At 73.0% G+C, this 21,778-nt stretch carries 1 pseudogene; it reads left to right on the top strand.

The features are described from left to right. Nucleotides 1-2: 2 nt before the first annotated feature. Nucleotides 3-21,668 (top strand): annotated as a pseudogene (locus tag EL493_RS33665) (SDR family NAD(P)-dependent oxidoreductase); the annotation flags it as partial. Nucleotides 21,669-21,778 lie beyond the last annotated feature (110 nt).

Below are 21,778 nucleotides of genomic sequence, written 5' to 3'. Positions count from 1 at the left end.
GCATGACCCAGCCAGACCCGAAAATCCAGAAGCTCACCGAGGCGCTCCGCAGCTCGCTGAAGGAGACCGAGCGGTTGCGCGCCCGCAACCGGCAGCTCGACGCCGCCCAGCGGGAGCCGATCGCGATCGTCGGGATGGCCTGCCGGTATCCGGGCGGGGTGAGCACACCCGAGGGGCTGTGGCAGCTGGTCGCCGACGGCGTCGACGCGGTCTCGGAACTTCCGGTCAACCGCGGCTGGGACGCGGACCGTCTCTACGACCCCACGGGTGAGACGCCGAACAGCATCTACACCCGTGAAGGCGGATTCCTGCACGAGGCGGGCGAATTCGACCCGGGCTTCTTCGGGATCAGCCCCAACGAGGCGGCCACGATGGACCCGCAGCAGTTCCTGCTGCTCGAAACGTCGTGGGAGGCACTGGAACGCGCCGGGGTCGAGCCCGCCGCGCTGCGCGGCAGCCGGACCGGCGTCTACGTCGGCATGATGTATCACGACTATCCGGCCAACGCGAACTCCGGCGCGGTCGCCTCCGGGCGCATCTCCTATGTGCTCGGCCTGGAAGGGCCATCGGTCACCGTCGACACGGCGTGCTCGTCGTCGCTGGTCGCGCTGCACCAGGCCGCACAGGCGCTGCGGGCGGGGGAATGCGAGCTGGCGCTGGCCGGCGGTGTCGCGGTGATGGGATCGCCGGAGACGCTGGTGGAGTTCAGCAGGCAGCGCGGTATGGCCACCGACGGCCGCAGCAAGGCGTTCGCCGACGCCGCCGACGGCCTGGGCTGGGCCGAGGGCGCCGGTGTGCTGGTGCTCGAGCGGCTGTCCGACGCCCGCCGCAACGGGCATCCGGTGCTGGCGGTGATCAGCGGCTCGGCGGTGAACCAGGACGGCGCGTCCAACGGCCTCACCGCGCCGAACGGGCCCTCGCAGCGCCGGGTCATCCGGCAGGCGCTGGCCAACGCGGGCATCACCGCCGCCGACGTGGACGCGGTCGAAGCGCACGGCACCGGAACGACCTTGGGTGACCCCATCGAGGCCCAGGCCCTGCTGGCCACCTACGGCCAGGAACACCAGGAAGACCGGCCGCTCTGGCTGGGCTCGCTGAAATCGAACATCGGGCACTCGCAGGCCGCCGCCGGTGTGGGCGGCGTGATCAAGATGGTCATGGCCATCCGCCACGGCCTGTTGCCGAAGACCCTGCACGTGGACGCCCCCACCACCAAGGTCGACTGGTCGGCCGGACAGGTGCGCCTGCTGACCGAGGCCAGGCCGTGGCCGGAACTGGACCGGCCGCGCCGCGCCGGAGTGTCCTCGTTCGGTGTGGCGGGCACCAATGTGCATCTCATCGTGGAGCAGGCGCCCGCCGAGCCCGAGCCCGAAACCGCCGAGCCCGCGCCGGGCGGCGTGCCGGCGTGGGTGGTGTCGGCCCGCGGCCCGGAGGCGCTGGCCGAGCAGGCCGCCCGCCTGGCCGCGCACGTCGATGACCTCGATGCCCGCGATGTCGCGTACTCCCTGGCGTCCACCCGCACCCTGTTCGACCAGCGCGCCGTCGTCCTCGGCGCCGACGGTGACGCGCTGCGCCGCGGCGTGCGCGCCCTGGCCACCGGTGCCACCGCCGCCGACGTGGTGACCGGCCGGGTGGTACCGGGTTCGACCGGTTTCGTCTTCACCGGCCAGGGCTCGCAGTGGGCGGGCATGGCCGGCGCGCTGCGCGCCTACCCGGTCTTCGCCGACCACTTCGACGCCATCGTCGCGCAGCTGGAACCGCTGCTGGGACAACCGGAATCGCTCACCGAGGCACTGGCCGACGACGAGATCCTGGCCCGCACCGTGTTCACCCAGGCCGCCGTGTTCGCCTTCGAGGTGGCCCTGTTCCGGCTGCTCGAATCCTGGGGCGTGCGTCCCGATGTGGTGACCGGTCACTCCATCGGTGAGGTCGGCGCGGCCCACGTCGCCGGGGTGCTCGACCTCGCCGACGCCTGCGCGCTGGTGGCCGCCCGTGGCCGCCTGATGGAGGCCTTGCCGCCGGGCGGAGCCATGGTCGCCGTCGGCAGCACCGAGACCGAGGTGCTCGCGGTGATCGAGGCGCTCGGCACGACCGGTCAGGTCGCGATCGCGGCGGTCAACGGCCCGGCCTCGGTGGTGGTCTCCGGTGTCGAGGACGCGGTGACGGCCGTGGTCGAAGTCTGCGTCGAACGCGGTTGGCGCACGCACCGGCTGCGCATCGCCATTGCCTCGCATTCGGCGCTGATGGACCCGATGCTGGCCGAATTCACCACGGTGGTCCAGGGTTTGACGCTGCGGCGGCCCGATATCGCGCTGGTGTCCTCGGTGACCGGCGCCCGCGTCACCGACGAGATGACCGAACCCGCGTACTGGCCCGGCCAGGTGCGCGGCACGGTCCGCTTCGCCGACACCATCACCACCCTGTCCGCGATGGGCGTGACCCGCTTCGCCGAGATCGGGCCCGACGCCGTCCTCACCCCGATGATCGCCCAGATCGTCGACGCCGCGGGTGATCCGCAGGGCGCGGCACCGGTGATCGTGCCGCTGGCCCGCAAGGAACAGACGAGTCCGGCCACGCTGCTGACCGCCGTGGCGGGACTGTTTGTGGCGGGCACGCCGGTGGACTGGGCGGGCATCGGCGGTGGTGGCAGGCGAATCGACCTGCCCACCTACGCCTTCCAGCATGTGCGGTTCTGGCTCGACGCCAAGCAGGTGCTCGCGGAGTCGTGGCTGGGCGCCGAGCTGGGGGGTGTCACCTCGGTCGGGCTCGACACCGTCGAGCATCCGCTGCTCGGCGCCGTGGTGCCGCACCCGGAGTCGGACGCGGTGAGCTTCACCGGCCGCTGGTCGGTGGACACGGTGCCGTGGATGGCCGACCACAGCGTGTTCGGGGTGATGCTGCTGCCCGGCACCGGCTATGTGGAACTGGCCTGCCAAGTCGGTGCCCTGGTGGGCTGCCCGATGGTCGACGAGCTGATCCTGCACACCCCGCTGACCCTGCCCGCCGAGGGCAGCGTGTCGGTCCAGGTGATGGTCGGCGCGGCCGATCACACCGGCCGCCGCAGGCTCAGCGTGCACTCCCGGCAGATCGCGGGTGGTCCGTGGGCGATCCACGCCGAAGGCGTGCTCGCACAGGCGGAGCCGGTGGCCGCCATGGACCTGGTCACCTGGCCGCCGCGCGGCGCCGTCGCGCTGCCCCTCGACACCGCCTACGACGAACTGCTCGACGGTGGCTACGAGTACGGGCCGTTCTTCCAGGGCATGCAGTCGGCCTGGCAGCGCGGTGACGAACTGTTTGCCGAGGTGGCCCTGCCCGACCGCCGCGACGCCCAGGGCTTCGGGATCCACCCCGCCCTGTTCGACTCGGCCCTGCACGTCGGCATCCTGCATGCCCGCCGCCACGGCGAAATCGACGCTCCCGAACTGCCGTTCAGCTGGAACCAGGTGCAGCTCCACGCCACCGGCGCCGACGCGGTGCGGGTGCGGATCGCGCGCGCCGACGGCCGCCACGTGGTGCAGATCGCCGACACCGAGGGACAACCGGTGCTGTCGGTCGGCGCCCTGGTCTCCCGCCCGGTCTCGGCCGATCGGCTGGGCGCGGACGGCATCACGGACGCGCTGTTCGGCATCGACTGGACCGCCGCCACCCTGCCCACGGTGGAGCCGGGGCGCGTAGCGGTCCTCGGCTCCGCCCGAAGTGGCAGTGCTGCAACCACTTCCATCGAAGGGTCCGAGCCGGTCGCCGCTTTCGCCGACGTGACCGCGCTGATCGCCGGTCTCGACGACGCGGCAGCCCCCGAGCTCGTCCTGCTCGACTGCGCCGAACCCGAGGACGCGCCGCCAGCGGCCGCCCGGCAGCTCATCGCCGAGATCCTCGACACCGTCCAGCGCTGGCTGGCCGAACCGGGTCTGTCCGCGTCCCGCCTGGTGGTGCTCACCCGCAACGCCGTACGCACCGGCGACACCGACCAGGTCCGCACGGCGCAGGCGCCAGTGTGGGGTCTGCTCCGCGCCGCCCAGGCCGAACATCCCGGCCGGTTCCAGCTGCTCGACCTGGACACCGAACGCGAGCCGCGCGAGATCGCGGCCCTCGCCGCCGCGGCCTCGGCGGAACCCGAGGCGGCGGTGCGTGATTCGACCGTGCTCGTGCCACGGATGACCCGGCACGCGCCGGGCGCGAGTGTGCGCTCGACCGGCTCCGGCACGGTCCTGGTGACCGGTGGCACCGCGGGGATCGGCGCCGTGATCGCCCGCCACCTGGTCACCGCGCACGGCGTGCGCCACCTGGTGCTGACCTCGCGGCGCGGCGCGGAGGCGCCCGGCGCGACCGAATTGGCCACGCAGCTGGGCGAACTCGGCGCCGAGGTCACCCTCGCCGCCTGTGACGTGTCCGACCGCGCCGCCCTGGCCGCGCTGCTGGACGGCATCCCGGCCGAGCATCCACTGGTCGGGGTCGTGCACTGCGCCGCCACCGCCGATCACGGCGTGATCGAGTCGATGACCCCCGAGCGGGTCGACCGGGTCTTCGGCCCCAAGGTCGATGCCGCGTGGCACCTGCACGAACTCACCCGCGACCGGCCGCTGACGCTGTTCGCGCTGCTCGGCTCTGTCGGTGGTCTCGTGCTCACCGCGGGCCAGGCCAACTACGCCGCCGCCAATGTCTTCCTCGACGGTCTGGCCGCCTACCGGCACAGCATCGGTCTGCCCGCGACCTCGCTCGACTACGGCCTGTGGGAGCGTTCCAGCGGTCTGGGCGCCGACCTGTCGGCCGAGGACTTCGAGCGCATGGCCAAGCAGGGCTTCCCGCCGCTGACCGAATCCGATGCCCTGGCCCTGTTCGACGCGGCGATCGCCACCGACACCGCGCAGCTGGTGCTGCTTCGGGTCGACCCGGCCGTGCTGCGTGCCAGGGGCGATCAGGTCCCGGCCCTGCTGCGCGGCATCGCCCCCACCCCGGTGCGCCGCAACAGCCGGACGCCCGCGGGCCGCGCGTTCGCACAGAAGCTGGCCGGACTGTCCGAGGCCGACCGCCGCGCGACCCTGCTCACCCTGGTCCAGACCGTGGCCGCCGAGGTGCTCGGACACGCCACGATCGCGGCGATCGAACCCCGGCAGGCTTTCCAGCAGCTCGGTTTCGATTCGCTCGGCGCGGTCGAGTTCCGCAACAAGCTCACCACCGCCACCGGTCTGCGACTGCCGGCCACCCTCGTCTTCGACCACCCGAACCCGCAGGTGGTGGCCGAGTTCATCGACTCCCAGCTCAGCGGCGCGGTGCCGGATGAGGTGGTGACCGCGGCCAAGACGGCCGACGGTGAGCCCATCGCGGTGGTGGCGATGGGCTGCCGCTACCCCGGCGGCGTCGACTCGCCCGAACAGCTGTGGCAGCTGGTCGCGACCGGCGGCCACGCCACCGGCGGGCTGCCCGCCGACCGTGGCTGGGACCTGGACAACCTGTACGACCCGGAGCCGGGCAAGCCCGGCAAGACCTACACCCGCCAGGGCGGATTCCTGTACTCCGCAGGCGAATTCGACGCCGACTTCTTCGGGATCAGCCCCAACGAGGCCACCGCCATGGACCCGCAGCAGCGCCTGCTGCTCGAGGTGTCGTGGGAGGCGCTGGAACGAGCCGGGGTGGACCCGGCGACCTTGCGCGGCAGCGCGACCGGTGTGTTCACCGGTGTGATGTACCACGACTACGCGCAGGGCGCGGGCACCGGCGCGAGCGCGGGCGGCAGCTTGGTGTCGGGCCGCCTGTCGTATGTGTTCGGGCTGGAGGGCCCGGCGGTCACCGTGGACACCGCGTGCTCCTCGTCGCTGGTGGCGCTGCACCTGGCGGCGCAGTCGCTGCGCTCGGGCGAGTGCGATCTGGCGCTGGCCGGTGGTGTGGCGGTCATGTCGACGCCGGACATGTTCCTGGAGTTCAGCCGGCAGCGTGGCCTGTCGCCGGACGGGCGCTGCCGGTCCTTCGCCGACGGCGCGGACGGTGTCGCCTGGGCCGAGGGTGCGGGCATGCTGGTGCTGGAACGGCTGTCCGACGCGCAGCGCAACGGGCACCAGGTGCTCGCGGTGCTCACCGGGTCGGCGGTGAACCAGGACGGTGCCTCCAACGGCTGGACCGCGCCGAACGGTCCGTCGCAGCGACGGGTGATCCGGCAGGCGCTGGCCAACGCGGGGGTGTCGCCGGTCGACGTCGACGCCGTCGAAGCGCACGGCACCGGAACGACATTGGGCGATCCGATCGAGGCGCAGGCGCTGCTGGCCACCTACGGCCAGGACCGCGATCCGGAACGGCCGCTGCTGCTCGGTTCGCTGAAGTCGAACATCGGGCACGCGCAGGCCGCCGCCGGTGTGGGTGGCGTGATCAAGATGGTGATGGCCATGCGGCACGGGGTACTGCCGCAGACCCTGCACATCGACCAGCCCTCGACCAAGGTCGACTGGACCGAAGGCCACATCCGCCTGCTCACCGAAGCCACGCCGTGGCCGGAGCTGGATCGCCCGCGCCGCGCGGGTGTGTCGTCGTTCGGGCTCAGCGGTACCAACGCGCACCTCATCCTGGAACAGGCCCCCGCCGTCGCGACATCGCGGGTCGACACCGTCGCTCCGGCCGGTGGTCACCTGGCATGGGTGCTGTCGGCACGCGGTGAGGAGGCGCTGGCCGGGCAGGCCGCGCGGCTGATCACGGCCGTACGGGATCAGGATCCTGTCGACGCCGGGTTCTCCCTCGCCACGCGAGTGCGGTTCGACCAGCGCGCGGTGGTGCTCGCACCCGACCGGGACGGACTGCTGGCCGGGGCGCAGGCGCTGGCCGACGGTGTGCCCGCCGCGAACGTGCTGACCGGGCGGGTGCTGTCCGGGTCCACCGGTTTCGTGTTCTCCGGTCAGGGTGCGCAGTGGGCCGACATGGCGGCCGGGCTGCGCGGGTATCCCGGGTTCGCCGAGCACTTCGATGCCGTTGTCGCCCAGTTGGATCCGCTGCTCGAGCAGTCGCCGTCGCTGGCGGCCGCGCTGGCCGACGCGGACCTGGTCGACCGCACCGTGTTCGCGCAGGCCGGGCTGTTCGCCTTCGAGGTGGCGCTGTTCCGGCTGCTCGAAGCCTGGGGTGTGCGGCCCGATGTGGTGGCCGGTCACTCGATCGGTGAGATCGCGGCCGCGCACGTGGCCGGGGTGCTGTCGCTGACCGACGCGTGCGCGCTGGTGGCGGCGCGGGGCCGGTTGATGCAGGCGCTGCCCGACGGCGGCGCGATGGTGGCCGTGGGCGCGCCGGAGGCCGAGGTGCTGCCGCTGCTCAGTGGCGCGGTGTCGATCGCCGCGGTCAACGGCCCGGCGTCGGTGGTGCTGTCCGGCGTGGAGTCGGCGGTGCTCGCGGTGGTCGACGTGTGCGCGCAGCGCGGCTGGCGGACCCACCGTCTGCGGGTGTCGCACGCGTTCCATTCGTCCCTGATGGAGCCGATGCTGGACGAATTCGCCTCGGCTGTGGCGGGTGTGACGTTCGCCAGGCCCAATATCGCCCTGGTGTCGACGGTGACCGGTGCTCTGGTGACCGACGAGATGAGCGATCCGGCCTACTGGGTCGGGCAGGTTCGTGACACCGTGCGCTTCGCCGACGCGGTCACCACCATGGCCGGTCTCGGGGTGAGCCGGTTCGCCGAGGTCGGCCCCGACGCCGTGCTGCTGCCTGCCGTCACGGCCACCGTCGAGACGGCGAACGGTGTCGCGGTGGCCTGCGCGCGCCGGTCGCAGGCCGACGCGTCCACGCTGCTGGCCGCTGTCGCCGGACTGTTCGTCACCGGTGCCGACGTGGACTGGGCCGCGCTCTACGCCGGGACCGGTGCGCGGCGAATCGATCTGCCCACCTATGCCTTCCAGCGTCGCCGCTACTGGCTCACCGAGAGTGGCACCGGAAGTGGCGCCCGTGCGCTCGGTCTCGTCCCCACCGCCCACCCGCTGGTGTCGGCCGTGGTGTCGCAGCCGGACTCCGACGGTGTCACCCTCACCGGCCGGTTGTCCGCGCAGACCCAGGACTGGCTGCCCGATCACCGGGTCATGGACACGGTGCTGTTCCCCGGTACCGGTTTCGTCGAGCTCGCGTTGTCCGCCGGTGAGCGGGTCGGCTGCACGGCCGTCGCCGAGCTGGCGCTGCGCGCCCCGCTGACGGTGCCGGACACGGCGGGTGTCGCGGTGCGCGTCGTGGTCGACGCGGAGGACGCGGCGGGTCTGCGCCCGGTCCGGATCTACTCCCACCTCGACGACGACACCGACGACACGGTGGCATGGACCCTCAACGCCGAGGGCCTCCTGGCTCCCGCATTCGACGGCGTGCCCGCCGTTCTCGCGGACTGGCCGCCGACCGGTGCGACACCGCTCGAAGTGGACGGCGTCTACGACGCCCTCGACGAGCAGGGCTACCACTACGGCCCGGTGTTCCAGGCCCTGCGCTCGGCCTGGCGCGACGCCGACGGCGTGCTCTACGCCGAGGTCGAACTACCCGAACAGGCCAGGTCCGACGCCCAGCGGTTCGGCGTGCATCCCGCGCTGCTCGACGCCGCGCTGCACGCGCTGCGGCTGTCCGGCGACGTCCCGGCCGGTGCCGGGCCGGCACTGCCGTTCGAATGGTCCGGAGTGGCGGTGCACGCCGGTGGCGCCGACGCGCTGCGGGTGCGGCTCACCCGGATCGGCGAGTACGGGGTGAGCCTCGATATCGCCGACCCGACCGGTGCCCCCGTCGCGACGGTCCGGCACCTGGCCTCGCGACCGATCGATCCCGCCCAGCTGACCACGGGCGCGTCCACGGTCGCCTCCTCGCTGTTCCAGGTCGACTGGACGCCGATCAGTCTGTCCGACACAGAGATCGAGACGCTGCGCTGGGCGGAGCTCGGTGACCGGGTGCCCGCCGCGGTGATCCTGGACTCCCCGGCCGGCAGTGATGCGGCCGCCGTCCACGCCGCCACCCACGCGGTGCTCACGGCGATGCAGACCTGGCTCGCGGACGAGCGGTTCGCCGAATCCACACTTGTCGTCCGCACCAGGGGCGCGGTGTCTGTTGCGGGCGAGGACATCGTCGACCTGGCCGGTGCCGCCGTGGGCGGCCTGGTGCGGTCCGCCCAGGCCGAGCGCCCTGGCCGGATCATCTTGGTGGACACAGCCTCCGCACCGGACTTCGGATCCGGCAGCAGCGCCGATAGCGACGCCGATGGTGGTCCCGGCACCGACTCCGGCATCGCCGCTGGTGGCGGCCTCGGTATCGCCGCCGATGGCGGTCCCGCCCACGGCACCGACTTCGGCTCGGGCAGCGCCGCTGGTGGCGGCCTCGGCACTGACTCCGATGGCGGCCCCGGCGCTCACCTGGGTGGCGACCTCAGCGCCGACTCCGGTGACGGTGCCGGGACTGACTCCGGTGCCGGCATCGACTCCGAGGCGGAGTTTCGCCGGCTGCTCGGCGGAATTCTGGCCACCGCGGAACCACTGGTCGCCGTCCGGGGCGGACGCGCCTACGGTGCGCGACTCGCGCGAATCGCTGTGCCTGCCAGTGGTTTCGCGCCGAAGCTGGCGTTCGGGCCGGACGAGACCGTGTTGCTCACCGGTGCGAGTGGCGCGCTGGGCGGCCTGTTCGCCCGGCAGCTGGCGGACACGTACGGCGCTCGACACCTCATCCTGCTGAGCAGGCAGGGCGAATCCGCTTCCGGCGCGGCGGAATTGCGGGCCGACCTGGCACAGGCGGGAGCCGAAGCCGACTTCGTCGCCTGCGATGTCTCCGACCGTGACGCGCTCGCCGCGGTCCTGGCCGCCATCCCGGCCGACCGGCCACTGACCGGCGTATTCCACCTCGCCGGTGTGCTCGACGACGGCGCCATCGCCTCGCTGACCCCGGACCGGATGGACACCGTCCTCGGCCCGAAGGCCGACGCCGCGTTGCACCTGCACGACCTCACCCTCGACCTGCCGTTGACGGCGTTCGTGCTGTTCAGCTCGGTGGCCGGGCCGATCGGCAATGCCGGCCAGGGCAACTACGCCGCCGCCAACGCCTGCCTGGACGCGCTCGCCACCCGGCGTCGCGCCGCCGGGCTGGCCGGTGTGTCGGTGGCCTGGGGCCGCTGGGACGGTGGCATGGCGGGCGAACTGGGCGAGGTCGAGCGGCAGCGGCTCTCCCGCGCCGGCCTGCTGCCGATGTCGGCGGAGCAGGGCCTGGCCCTGTTCGACGCCGTCACCGGCCTCGACACCCCGGCGCCCGTCGCCGCCCGGCTCGACCTGGACATCCTGCGCGGTGCCGGGTTCGCCACCCCCGCGCTGTTCGCCGGGCTCATCCCGCAGCGCCGCAAGGCCGCCTCGGGGGCGGCCACGGCCCTGCGCACCCGGCTGGCCGGCGTCCCCGAGGACGACCGGCTCGGCGTGCTCGCCGAGATCGTGCGCGGCCAGGTCGCCGCTACCCTGGGCCACCAGGACCTGACCGCGATCGCCGCCGACCGGGCGTTCAGCGAGCTGGGCTTCGACTCGCTCACCGCCATCGAATTCCGCAACGGGCTCAAGACCGTCACCGGACTGCCGCTGCCCGCCACCCTGGTCTTCGACTACCCGACCCCGCAGGCTCTGGCCGAGTACCTGGCCGCCGAACTCAGCGGCATCAGCCACGAGGTCGCCGTCACCGCCAGCCGCCTGGCCGGCGACGACCCGATCGCGGTCGTGGCCATGAGCTGCCGCTACCCGGGCGGTGTCGCCTCGCCGGAGGACCTGTGGGAGCTGGTCACCGCGGGCACCGACGCCAGCGGCGACCTGCCCGCCGACCGCGGCTGGGACATCGACGACCTCTACGACCCGGAGCCCGGCAAGCCGGGCAAGTCCTACACCCGGCGCGGCGGATACCTCTACGACGCGGCGGAGTTCGACGCCGACTTCTTCGGCATCAGCCCCAACGAGGCCACCTCGATGGACCCGCAGCAGCGACTGCTGCTGGAGGTCTCGTGGGAGGCGCTCGAGCGGGTGGGCGTGGATCCGGCTGTCCTGCGCGGCAGTTCGACCGGTGTGTTCACCGGCGTGATGTACCACGACTACGCCCAGGGCAACGGTGGCAATGTCACCGGCAGCCTGGTCTCCGGTCGCATCGCGTACACCTTGGGGCTGGAAGGTCCCGCGGTGTCGGTGGATACGGCGTGTTCGTCGTCGCTGGTCGCCATGCATCTGGCCGCGCAGTCGCTGCGGTCGGGGGAGTGTGATCTGGCGCTGGCCGGTGGTGTCGCGGTGATGTCGACACCGGAGACGCTGGTGGAGTTCAGCCGCCAGCGTGGTCTGTCGCCGGACGGCCGGTGCAAGTCGTTCGCCGACGCGGCCGACGGTGTCGCCTGGGCCGAAGGTGCCGGTGTGCTCGTCCTGGAGCGGCTTTCGGACGCGCGGCGCCACGGTCACCAGGTGCTGGCGGTGCTGGCGGGGTCGGCGGTGAACCAGGACGGCGCGTCCAACGGTCTGACCGCGCCGAACGGCCCGTCCCAGCGGCGGGTGATCCGCCAGGCCCTGGCCAACGCGGGTGTCGCCGCGACCGACGTCGACGCCGTCGAAGCGCACGGCACCGGAACGACATTGGGCGATCCGATCGAAGCCCAGGCGCTGCTGGCCACCTACGGCCAGGATCGCGACCCCGAACGCCCGCTGTGGCTGGGATCGCTGAAGTCCAATATCGGGCACGCCCAAGCCGCCGCCGGTGTCGGTGGCGTGATCAAGATGGTCATGGCCCTGCGGCACGGCGTACTGCCGCCGACGCTGCACGTGGATCAGCCCTCCACCAAGGTGGATTGGAGCGCGGGCGAGGTTCGGCTGCTGACCGAAGCCGTCGACTGGCCGGAGGTGGACCGCCCGCGTCGTGCGGGCGTGTCGTCCTTCGGGATCAGCGGCACCAACGCCCACGTCATCGTGGAGGCGGCGCCGGTCGAGGTGTCCGCGCTCCTCGCGCCGGGCGGCCCGGTCGAGGTGCCGGCCGTGGTCGGCGCATCGGAGGCCGCCGACGAGCAGTCCGGCGATGTCGTCGGATCGCGCGCGGGCGCGGCGTCCACCGGGGTGGTCGTACCGGTCGAAGGGGTGCTGCCGTGGGTGGTGTCGGCGCGCACCGCCGCGGCGCTGGCAGATCAGGCGGATCGCCTGGCCGCGCACGTGAGTGCGCACGAGGCCGACCCGGCCGATGTCGGCTACTCCCTCGTCACTTCCCGCGTCGGTTTCGACCACCGCGCCGTAGTCCTCGGCTCGGGCCGCGACGGGCTGTTGGCCGGTGTCCGTGCGGTGGCCGGTGTCGAAGCGGAGCCCGACATGCTCGGCACGCGCCGTGACGGGTCGTCGGGGGTGGTTGATGCCGACGAGCTGTACGGCGTGGTGACCGGCCGGGTCGTGACCGGGTCCACCGGATTCGTGTTCTCCGGCCAGGGCGCGCAGTGGGCCGGGATGGCCGACGAGCTGCGCGGGTACCCGGTGTTCGCCGCGCAGTTCGACGGGATCGTCGACGAGCTGGATTCGCTGCTGGGACAGCCGGAGTCGCTGCGCGAGGCGCTGGCCGACGCGGACCTGATCGATCGCACCGCGTTCGCGCAGGCCGGGCTGTTCGCGTTCGAGGTGGCGCTGTTCCGGCTGCTCGAGTCCTGGGGTGTGAAACCCGCTGTGGTGGCCGGGCATTCGATCGGTGAGATCACCGCCGCGTATGTGGCCGGGGTGCTGTCGCTGTCCGACGCGTGTGCGCTGGTGGCGGCACGCGGCAGGCTGATGCAGGCGTTGCCGGCGGGCGGAGCCATGGTGGCGGTGGGCGCGCCGGAAGCCGAGGTGCTGCCGCTGCTGTCGGGCACGGTGTCGATCGCCGCGATCAACGGACCGGCGTCGGTGGTGCTCTCCGGTACGGAAGACGCGGTGGCCGCGGTCGCGGACAGCGCCGCCGAGCGCGGCTGGCGCACCCACCGGCTGCGGGTCTCGCACGCCTTCCACTCGGCGCTGATGGAGCCGATGCTGGCCGAATTCACCACGGTGGTGGCGGGTTTGACGCTCAACGCGCCGAGTATTCCGCTGGTGTCCACGGTGACCGGCCGCCGTGTCACCGACGAGATGAGCGACCCGGCCTACTGGGTCGGACAGGTGCGCGAGACCGTGCGCTTCGCCGACGCGGTCGCGACCATGGCCGAGCAGGGTGTCGCCCGGTTCGCCGAGATCGGTCCGGATGCCGCGCTGTTCCCGATGCTCGACCAGATTCTCGACGGCGCGGGTAACGCCGTCGCCCTCGCGCGCCGCGAGCACGCCGATCCGGCCGCCGTGCTGGCCGGGGTGGCCGGGCTGTACGTCACCGGCGGCGAGGTGGACTGGTCTCGCCTGTTCTCCGGTGCCCGGCGCGTCGACCTGCCCACCTACGCCTTCCAGCGGCAGCGCTACTGGCTGATCGACACTGCCGCCGGAAACAACGCCCGCGCACTGGGATTCGTCGCCAGCGAGCATCCACTGGTCTCGGTGGTGGTCGCGCAACCGGACTCCGACGGTGTCGCGCTGAGCGGGCGCCTGTCGGTTCCGGCGCAGCCGTGGCTCGCCGATCACGCGGTGCTGGACACGGTGCTGTTCCCCGGCACCGGCTTCGTCGAACTCGCGTTGCGGGCCGGGCAGGAAGTCGGTCTCGACACGCTAGAGGAGCTGATCCTGCGGGCCCCGCTGCCGCTGCCCGCCGCGACGGGCGTCGCGATCCGCGTCGTCGTGGGCGACGCGGACGACCAGGGCCGTCGCCCGGTGCGGATCTTCTCCCGCGCCGACGGCGACGCCGCGCGGCCGTGGACCCTGAACGCCGACGGCGCGCTGGGTGGCGCGGCGGTCGCGCCGGTGGAGCTGCGGCAGTGGCCACCCGCCGACGCGACGGCCGTCGACCTCGACGGCGCCTACGACGACCTCGACGCCCTGGGGTACCACTACGGCCCGGTGTTCCGGGCGCTCACCGCGGTCTGGCGCGGCGGCGACGACGTCTATGCCGAACTGGCCCTGCCCGATCGGGCCCGCGCCGACGCCGACCGGTTCGGCCTGCATCCGGCCCTGCTCGACGCGGCCCTGCACGCCGTCCGCATCGCCGGTGCCGACGACCCGACCGGTCTCGTGCTGCCCTTCGAATGGTCCGGCGTCACCCTCCACGCGCACGGCGCCGACGCCCTGCGGGTCCGGCTCACGCGGACCGGCGACCACGGCGTCACCCTCGCGCTGGCCGACGCCGCTGGCGCACCGGTGGCGACCGTGCGGAACCTGGCCACCAGGCCGATCGACCCCGCGCTGCTCAGCACGGGCAGCGCGAACGTCCTGTACCAGGTCGAGTGGGTGCCGACCGTGCTCGCCGAGACGCCGGTGACCACGGCGACATGGGCCGAGCTCGGCGCGCAGCTTCCCGACGCGGTGATCCTGGACTGCCCGGCCGGTACCGATGCCGCCGCCGTGCACGCCGCGACCCACCACGTCCTCACGGTGCTCCAAACCTGGACCGGCGAACCACGATTCGCCGATTCGACCCTCGTCGTGCGCACGCGCGGCGCGGTCTCGGTCGCCGGGGAGGACAGCCCGGACCTGGCCGGTGCCGCCGTGTCCGGTCTCGTGCATTCCGCGCAGTCGGAGCATCCGGGCCGCATCGTGCTGCTCGACGACGACACCGAGCGCGACACCCTGCCCGTCGAGCTCGTCGGCGGAATCCTGGCCGCCGCCGAACCGCGCGTCGCCGTGCGGGCCGGACAGGTCCACAGCGCCCGCCTGACCCGCGTCACCACGCAGGCCACCGACCTCGGCGGCCGGGAGTTCGGTGCCGACGACACGGTGCTGATCACCGGTGCCAGCGGTGCGCTCGGTGCCCTGTTCGCCCGGCACCTGGTCGCCACCCGGGGCGTTCGCCACCTGCTCCTGGTGAGCAGGCGCGGCGCCGACGCGCCCGGCGCCACCACGCTGCGCGAGGAACTCGCGGCGGCGGGCGCCGAGGTGACCTTCGCCGCCTGCGATGTCGCCGACCGCGACGCGCTGGCCCTGGTGCTGTCCGGCATCGCGCCCGAACATCCCCTGACCGGGGTGTTCCACCTCGCGGGCGTGCTCGACGACGGCGCCGTCGGTTCCCTCACCGCCGACCGGCTCGACACCGTGCTCGGCCCCAAGGTCGACGCCGCCCTGCACCTGCACGAACTCACCGCCGACCGGTCCCTGACGGCCTTCGTGCTGTTCAGCTCGGTCGCCGGCGTCTTCGGCAATCCGGGGCAGGGCAACTACGCCGCCGCCAACGCCTGCCTGGACGCGCTCGCGCTGCACCGCAGGGCCACCGGCCGTCCGGCCACCTCGCTGGCCTGGGGCGCCTGGGACGGCGGCATGGCCGGTGACCTGGGCGAGGTCGAACGGCAGCGCCTCGCGCGAGCGGGCCTGCGCACACTGTCGGCGGAGCAGGGCCTGGCCCTGTTCGACACCGCCACCGCGCTCGACGCGGCGAACCCGGTGCTCGCAAGCCTCGACCTCGACGCCCTGCGCGGCGCCGGGTTCGCGCTGCCCGCCCTGTTCACCGGCCTGATCCCGCAGCGCCGCAAGGCCGGCTCCGGCGCCGCGACCGCCCTGCGGGCCCGGCTGGCCGACACCCCGGACGGGGAACGGCTCGGCGTGCTCACCGAGATCGTGCGCGGCCAGGTCGCCACGGTGCTCGGCCATCAGAACGCCGGCGCGGTCGAGGCCGACCGGGCGTTCGGCGAACTGGGCTTCGACTCGATCACCGCGATCGAGTTCCGCAACGCCCTCAAGGCGGTCACGGGTCTCCCGCTGCCCGCCACCCTGGTGTTCGACTACCCGACCCCGCAGGCGCTGGCCGAGTACCTCGCCGAGGAACTCACCGGCGTCGGCCGCACCGTCGCCGTCACGGCCGCCAAGGTCGTCGACGACGACCCGATCGCCGTCGTCGGCATGGCCTGCCGTTACCCCGGCGGCGTCACCTCGCCCGAGGACCTGTGGGACCTGGTCAGCGACGGCCGGGACGCCATCACGGAACTGCCCACCGATCGTGGCTGGGATGTCGACGGCCTCTACGATCCGGAACCCGGCCGGGCGGGCAAGTCCTACACCCGCGAGGGCGGCTTCCTGCACACCGCCGCCGAATTCGACGCCGACTTCTTCGGGATCAGCCCGAACGAGGCCACCATGATGGACCCGCAGCAGCGGCAGTTGCTCGAAACCACCTGGGAGGCACTGGAACGCGCCGGTGTGGACCCGGCGGTGCTGCGCGGCAGCGCGACCGGTGTGTTCACCGGCGTGATGTACCACGACTACGCCCAGGGCAACGGTGGTAACGCCACCGGCAGCCTGGTCTCCGGTCGCATCGCGTACACCCTGGGGCTGGAAGGTCCTGCGGTGTCGGTGGATACGGCGTGCTCGTCGTCGCTGGTCGCGATGCATCTGGCCGCGCAGTCGCTGCGGTCGGGGGAGTGCGATCTGGCGCTGGCCGGTGGTGTCGCGGTCATGGCGACCCCGGAGACCTTCGTCGAGTTCTCGCGGCAGCGCGGTCTGTCACCGGACGGGCGGTGCCGCTCGTTCGCCGATTCCGCCGACGGTGTCGGCTGGTCCGAAGGCGCCGGTGTGCTGGTGCTGGAACGGCTCTCGGATGCCCGCCGCCACGGTCACCAGGTGCTGGCGGTGCTGGCGGGGTCGGCGGTGAACCAGGACGGCGCGTCCAACGGGTTCACCGCGCCGAACGGCCCGTCGCAGCGGCGGGTGATCCGGCAGGCCCTGGCCAATGCCGGTATCGCCGCCACCGAGGTCGACGTGGTCGAAGCGCACGGCACGGGCACGACGCTGGGTGATCCGATCGAGGCGCAGGCGCTGCTGGCGACCTACGGCCAAGATCGTGATCCCGAGCGTCCGCTGTGGCTGGGATCGCTGAAGTCCAATATCGGGCACGCGCAGGCCGCCGCCGGTGTGGGCGGCGTGATCAAGATGGTGATGGCCCTGCGGCACGGGGTGCTGCCCCGCACGCTGCACGTGGATCAGCCCTCCACAAAGGTGGATTGGACCGAGGGCAATGTCCGGCTGCTGACCGAGGCGGTCGGCTGGCCGGAAGGGGAGCGGCCACGGCGGGCCGGTGTGTCGTCCTTCGGCATCAGCGGGACCAACGCCCACGTCATCGTGGAACAGGCCCCGGCCGTGGTCGCGGAACCGGCGACGAAAATCGCGCCCGCCGGTGGGGTGGTGCCGTGGGTGCTCTCGGCGCGCGGTGAAGCGGCGCTCGCGGGCCAGGCCGCGCGTCTGGGCTCTCATGTCGCCGAGCATGATTCGGATCTCCTCGATACCGGGTTCGCGCTGGCCGCGACGCGTGGAGTCTTCGAACAGCGCGCTGTCGTCCTCGCCGAAGACCTGGCCGGCCTGCTGGCCGGAACCCAGGCGGTGGCCGAGGGATCGGTGTCCGCCGTGGTGCCCGGCCACCGGCGAGCGGCCGATCGCGGATCGGGTGTGGTGACCGGCCGCGCGCTGCCGGGATCGACCGGTGTCGTGTTCTCCGGCCAGGGTGCCCAGTGGGCCGGGATGGCCGCCGAACTCTGCGCGTATCCGGTGTTCGCCGAGCACTTCGCCGGGATCGTCGCCCAGCTGGATTCGCTGCTGGACCAGCCGGTTTCGCTGAGCGAAGCACTCGTCACCGAGGACCTGGTGGACCATACGGTGTTCACCCAGGCCGGGCTGTTCGCCTACGAGGTGGCCCTGTTCCGGCTGCTCGAATCCTGGGGTGTGAAACCCGATGTGGTGGCCGGACACTCGATCGGTGAGATCGCGGCCGCGCACGTCGCGGGCGTGCTGACGCTGACCGACGCCTGCGCGCTGGTGGCGGCGCGCGGCGCGCTGATGCAGGCGCTGCCGTCCGGTGGGGCCATGGTCGCCGTGGGCGCGGCGGAAGCCGATGTGCTGCCGCTGCTGTCCGGTGAGGTCTCGATCGCGGCGGTCAACGGCCCCGGCTCGGTGGTGCTGTCCGGCACCGAGGACGCGGTGGACGCCGTGGTCGCCATGAGTGCCGAACGCGGCTGGCGCACCCGCGCGCTGCGGGTCTCCCACGCCTTCCACTCGGCGCTGATGGAACCGATGCTCGACGAATTCGCCCGGGTGGCACAGGGTCTCACCTTCGCCCGGCCGACCGTCGCGCTGGTGTCCACCGTCACCGGGACCAGGGTCGACCACGAGATGACCGACCCGGCCTACTGGGTCCGTCAGGTGCGCGACACCGTGCGCTTCGCCGACGCGGTCACCACCATGGCGGAACTGGGCGTGACGAGGTTCGCCGAGGTCGGACCCGACGCCGTTCTCACGCCGATGGTCGCGCAGACCCTCGACACCGCCACGGCGGTCGCGCTGGCCCGCCGTGGCAGTGCCGACCCGGCGACTCTGCTCACCGGGCTGGCCAAGCTGTACGTCGCCGGCACCGCGGTGGACTGGACCCGTCTGTACGTGGGCACCGGCGCCGCGCGGATCGCGTTGCCCACCTATGACTTCCAGCACCGCCGCTACTGGGCCGTGAGCCCGTCGCACACGGGGGAAGCGCACGCGTTGGGCCTCGGCGCCAGCAGCCACCCGCTGCTGGGGGCCGTGCTGACCCAGCCCGACAGCGGCGGCCTGCGGCTCACCGGCCGCCTGTCCACCACCACCCACCCGTGGCTGGCCGACCACGACGTGCTGGGCGTCGTCCTGCTGCCCGGCACCGGATTCGTCGAACTCGCCACCTACGCCGGTGACCAGGTCGGCTGCCCGGAGGTCGAGGAACTCACCCTGCTCGCGCCGCTCGTGCTGCACGGCCACGGCGGGGTCCAGCTCCAGGTGATCGTCGGCGACGACGAGGACGGCCGCCGCCGGATCGACATCTACTCCCGCGCCGACGGCGACGACCCGTCGTCTCCATGGGCCCACCACGCCGAAGGCGTGCTGAGCCAGGGCGGTGGTGAGCAGGTCGACTGGGCCGAGTTCGCCGACTGGCCACCGGCCGGAGCCACCCCGGTCGCGCTCGACGGCGCCTACGACCAGCTGGCCGACAACGGCTACCACTACGGTCCCGCCTTCCACGGGCTCGAAACCCTGTGGCGCCGTGGCGAAGACCTCTACGCCGACGTGGTCCTGCCCGAGCACACCGGCGCCGACGGCTACGGCATGCACCCGGCGTTGCTCGACGCCACCATGCACGCGCTGTCGTTCGGCCTGCCCGCGGGCATCGACGAGAACGCCGAGCGGCCCACACTGGTCCCGTTCGCCTGGTCGTCGGTGCGGTTGCACGCCGACGGCGCCCGGCGGGTCCGGGCCCGGCTGACCTGGGTCAACCCGGGCACCGTCGCCCTCACCATGAGCGATACCGCGGGCACTCCACTGCTGTCGGTGCGATCGCTCGCCCTGCGGCCGGTCTCGCGGGAACTGCTCGCCGGCTCCCTGGGCGGCGCGCGGGACGGGCACTACCAGCTCACCTGGCGGCCCGGTCCGCACCCGCAGTCGACGGAAACCGCCTGGGCCGACTGGGATTCGGCGGACCAGGTACCGCTGCTGGTCTTCCGGCCCTCGACCGAGGGCGCCGATCAGCCGGACCGAATTCGTACCGCGCTGCACGGCACCCTCGCGGTCCTGCGGCAGTTCCTCACCGAACAGCGGTACGCCACCAGCACTTTGGTGATCGTCACCGCCGACCCCGCCGCGGCCGCGGTCTGGGGCCTGGTGCGGGCCGCGCAGGCGGAGAACCCGGGCCGGATCGTGCTCGTCGACGCCGACCCGGACACGACCACCGCGCAGGTCGTGGCCGCCGCCGCGACCGGTGAAGCGGAACTGGCTGTCGACGCCACCGGCATCCGGGTGCCGCGCCTGGCCCGCGCCACCGCCGCCCCCACCGCACGGACGGTCTGGGATCCCGAGCACACGGTCCTGATCACCGGCGGCGCCGGCGGCATCGGCAGGCTGCTGGCCCGGCACCTCGTCACCGAACACGGTGTGCGGCACCTGCTGCTGGCGAGCAGGCGCGGACCCGAGGGCAGCGCGGATCTCGTCGCCGAACTCGCCGACCTCGGCGCGCACGTGCGCGCCGCCGCCTGCGACGTCACCGACCGTGCCGCGCTGGCCGAGCTGCTGGCAGGCATCCCCGCCGAGCATCCGCTCGGCGCGGTGGTCCACGCGGCGGGCGTCGCCTACAACGGCCTGGTCGACACGATGGCGCCGGAGCAGATCGACGTCTCCCTGGCCGCCAAGGCCGACGCGGCCTGGCACCTGCACGAGCTCACCCGCGACGCGGACCTGTCCGCGTTCGTGCTGATCTCCTCGGTCGCCGGGTCGATCCTGCCCGCCGGTCAGGGTGGCTACGCGGCGGCCAATGTGTTCCTCGACGCGCTCGCGACCCAGCGGCACGCCGAAGGACTGGCCGCCACCTCACTGGCCTACGGCCTGTGGGACATCGACACCGGTATGTCGCAGTGGCTCGGCGAGGCCGACCGGCAGCGGCTGCGCCGCCAGGGCCTGCCGCCGCTGTCCGCGGACAAGGCGCTGGCCCTGTTCGACGCCGCGACGGCCACCGACGACCCGGTGCACGTGCTCACCGAGCTCGACCTGGCCGCTCTGCGCGGCCGCGACACGGTGCCGCCGGTGCTCGTCGACCTGGCCAAGCGGACCGGCCGCAGGCAGAGCGCGGCCGCGCCCGACGCGGGCGCGGTGCGCAGGCAGCTGGCCCAGCTGTCGGAACCGGAACAGGAACAGTGGCTGCGAACCCACATCCTGGAAACCGCGGCACGGCTGCTCGGCCACGACAGCGCCGCCGCGCTGGACCCCGAACGGGACTTCCTCGAATCCGGGTTCGACTCGCTGGCCGCGATGGAGTTGCGCACCACGCTCAACGCGTCCACCGGGCTGACGCTGCCGACCGCCGCGATCTTCGACCAGAAGACCCCGGCCGGACTCGCCCGCTACCTGCGCGCGGAACTCAGCGCGACCACGGGTAGCGCGCGGGCGGACGACTCCCTGTACGGCATGTTCCGCGACGCCGTCCAGGGCGGGCAGGCCCGCACCGGTTTCGCGCTGCTGCGGGTGGCGGCCGAACTGCGCGAACAGTTCGCCTCGGCGGCGGATCTCGAGGACCTGCCGGTGCCGACCCGGCTCGCCGCCGGTGCGGATCGACCGCGGATCATCTGCATCAACCCGCCGCTGGCCACGGGTGGCGCGCACCAATACGCCAGGATCACCGCGCAATTGCGCGCCGACCGCGACGTGGTGGTGCTGCCGCCCATCGGCTTCGCGGCGGGCGAGGCGCTGCCGGCCACCCCGGAGGCGGCGCTGGAGACGCTGGCGTGCTGCGTCCTCGAAGCCGCCCAGGACGAGCCGTTCGTGCTGGTCGGCTACTCCTCCGGCGGCTTGCTGGCCTACCTGGTCACCGAGTATCTGGAAGCCGCGTGCGGTCCGGTGCCCGAGGGTGTCGCGATGATCGACACCTATCGGGTGCACGACGACGGCGAGTGGCTGCTGCGGGAGATGGCCGAGCACATGGTCTCGCGGGAAGCCGAATTCGGTCGCTTCGACCGCGCCCGGCTCTCCGCCATGGGCTGGTACGTGCAGCTGATGCAGCGGATGATTCCCGGCACCGTCGCCACGCCCGCACTGCTGCTCCAGTGCGCGCAGTCGTTCCTGGCCGACCCGGCCGACCGGGAGGACTGGCAGGCCGTGGCCTGGGATCCGGCGCACACCGTGGTGCCGGTGGAGGCGGATCACTTCTCGATCCTGGAGGGCGGGTCGGCCGACGCCGCCGCCGCGATCGAGAACTGGCTCGACAGCTGACC

It is taken from the genome of Nocardia asteroides (genome assembly GCF_900637185.1).
GTDB lineage: Bacteria > Actinomycetota > Actinomycetes > Mycobacteriales > Mycobacteriaceae > Nocardia > Nocardia asteroides.
The sequence above is the reverse complement of the archived record's forward strand: the minus strand, read 5'-3'. Positions and strand labels throughout refer to the sequence as shown.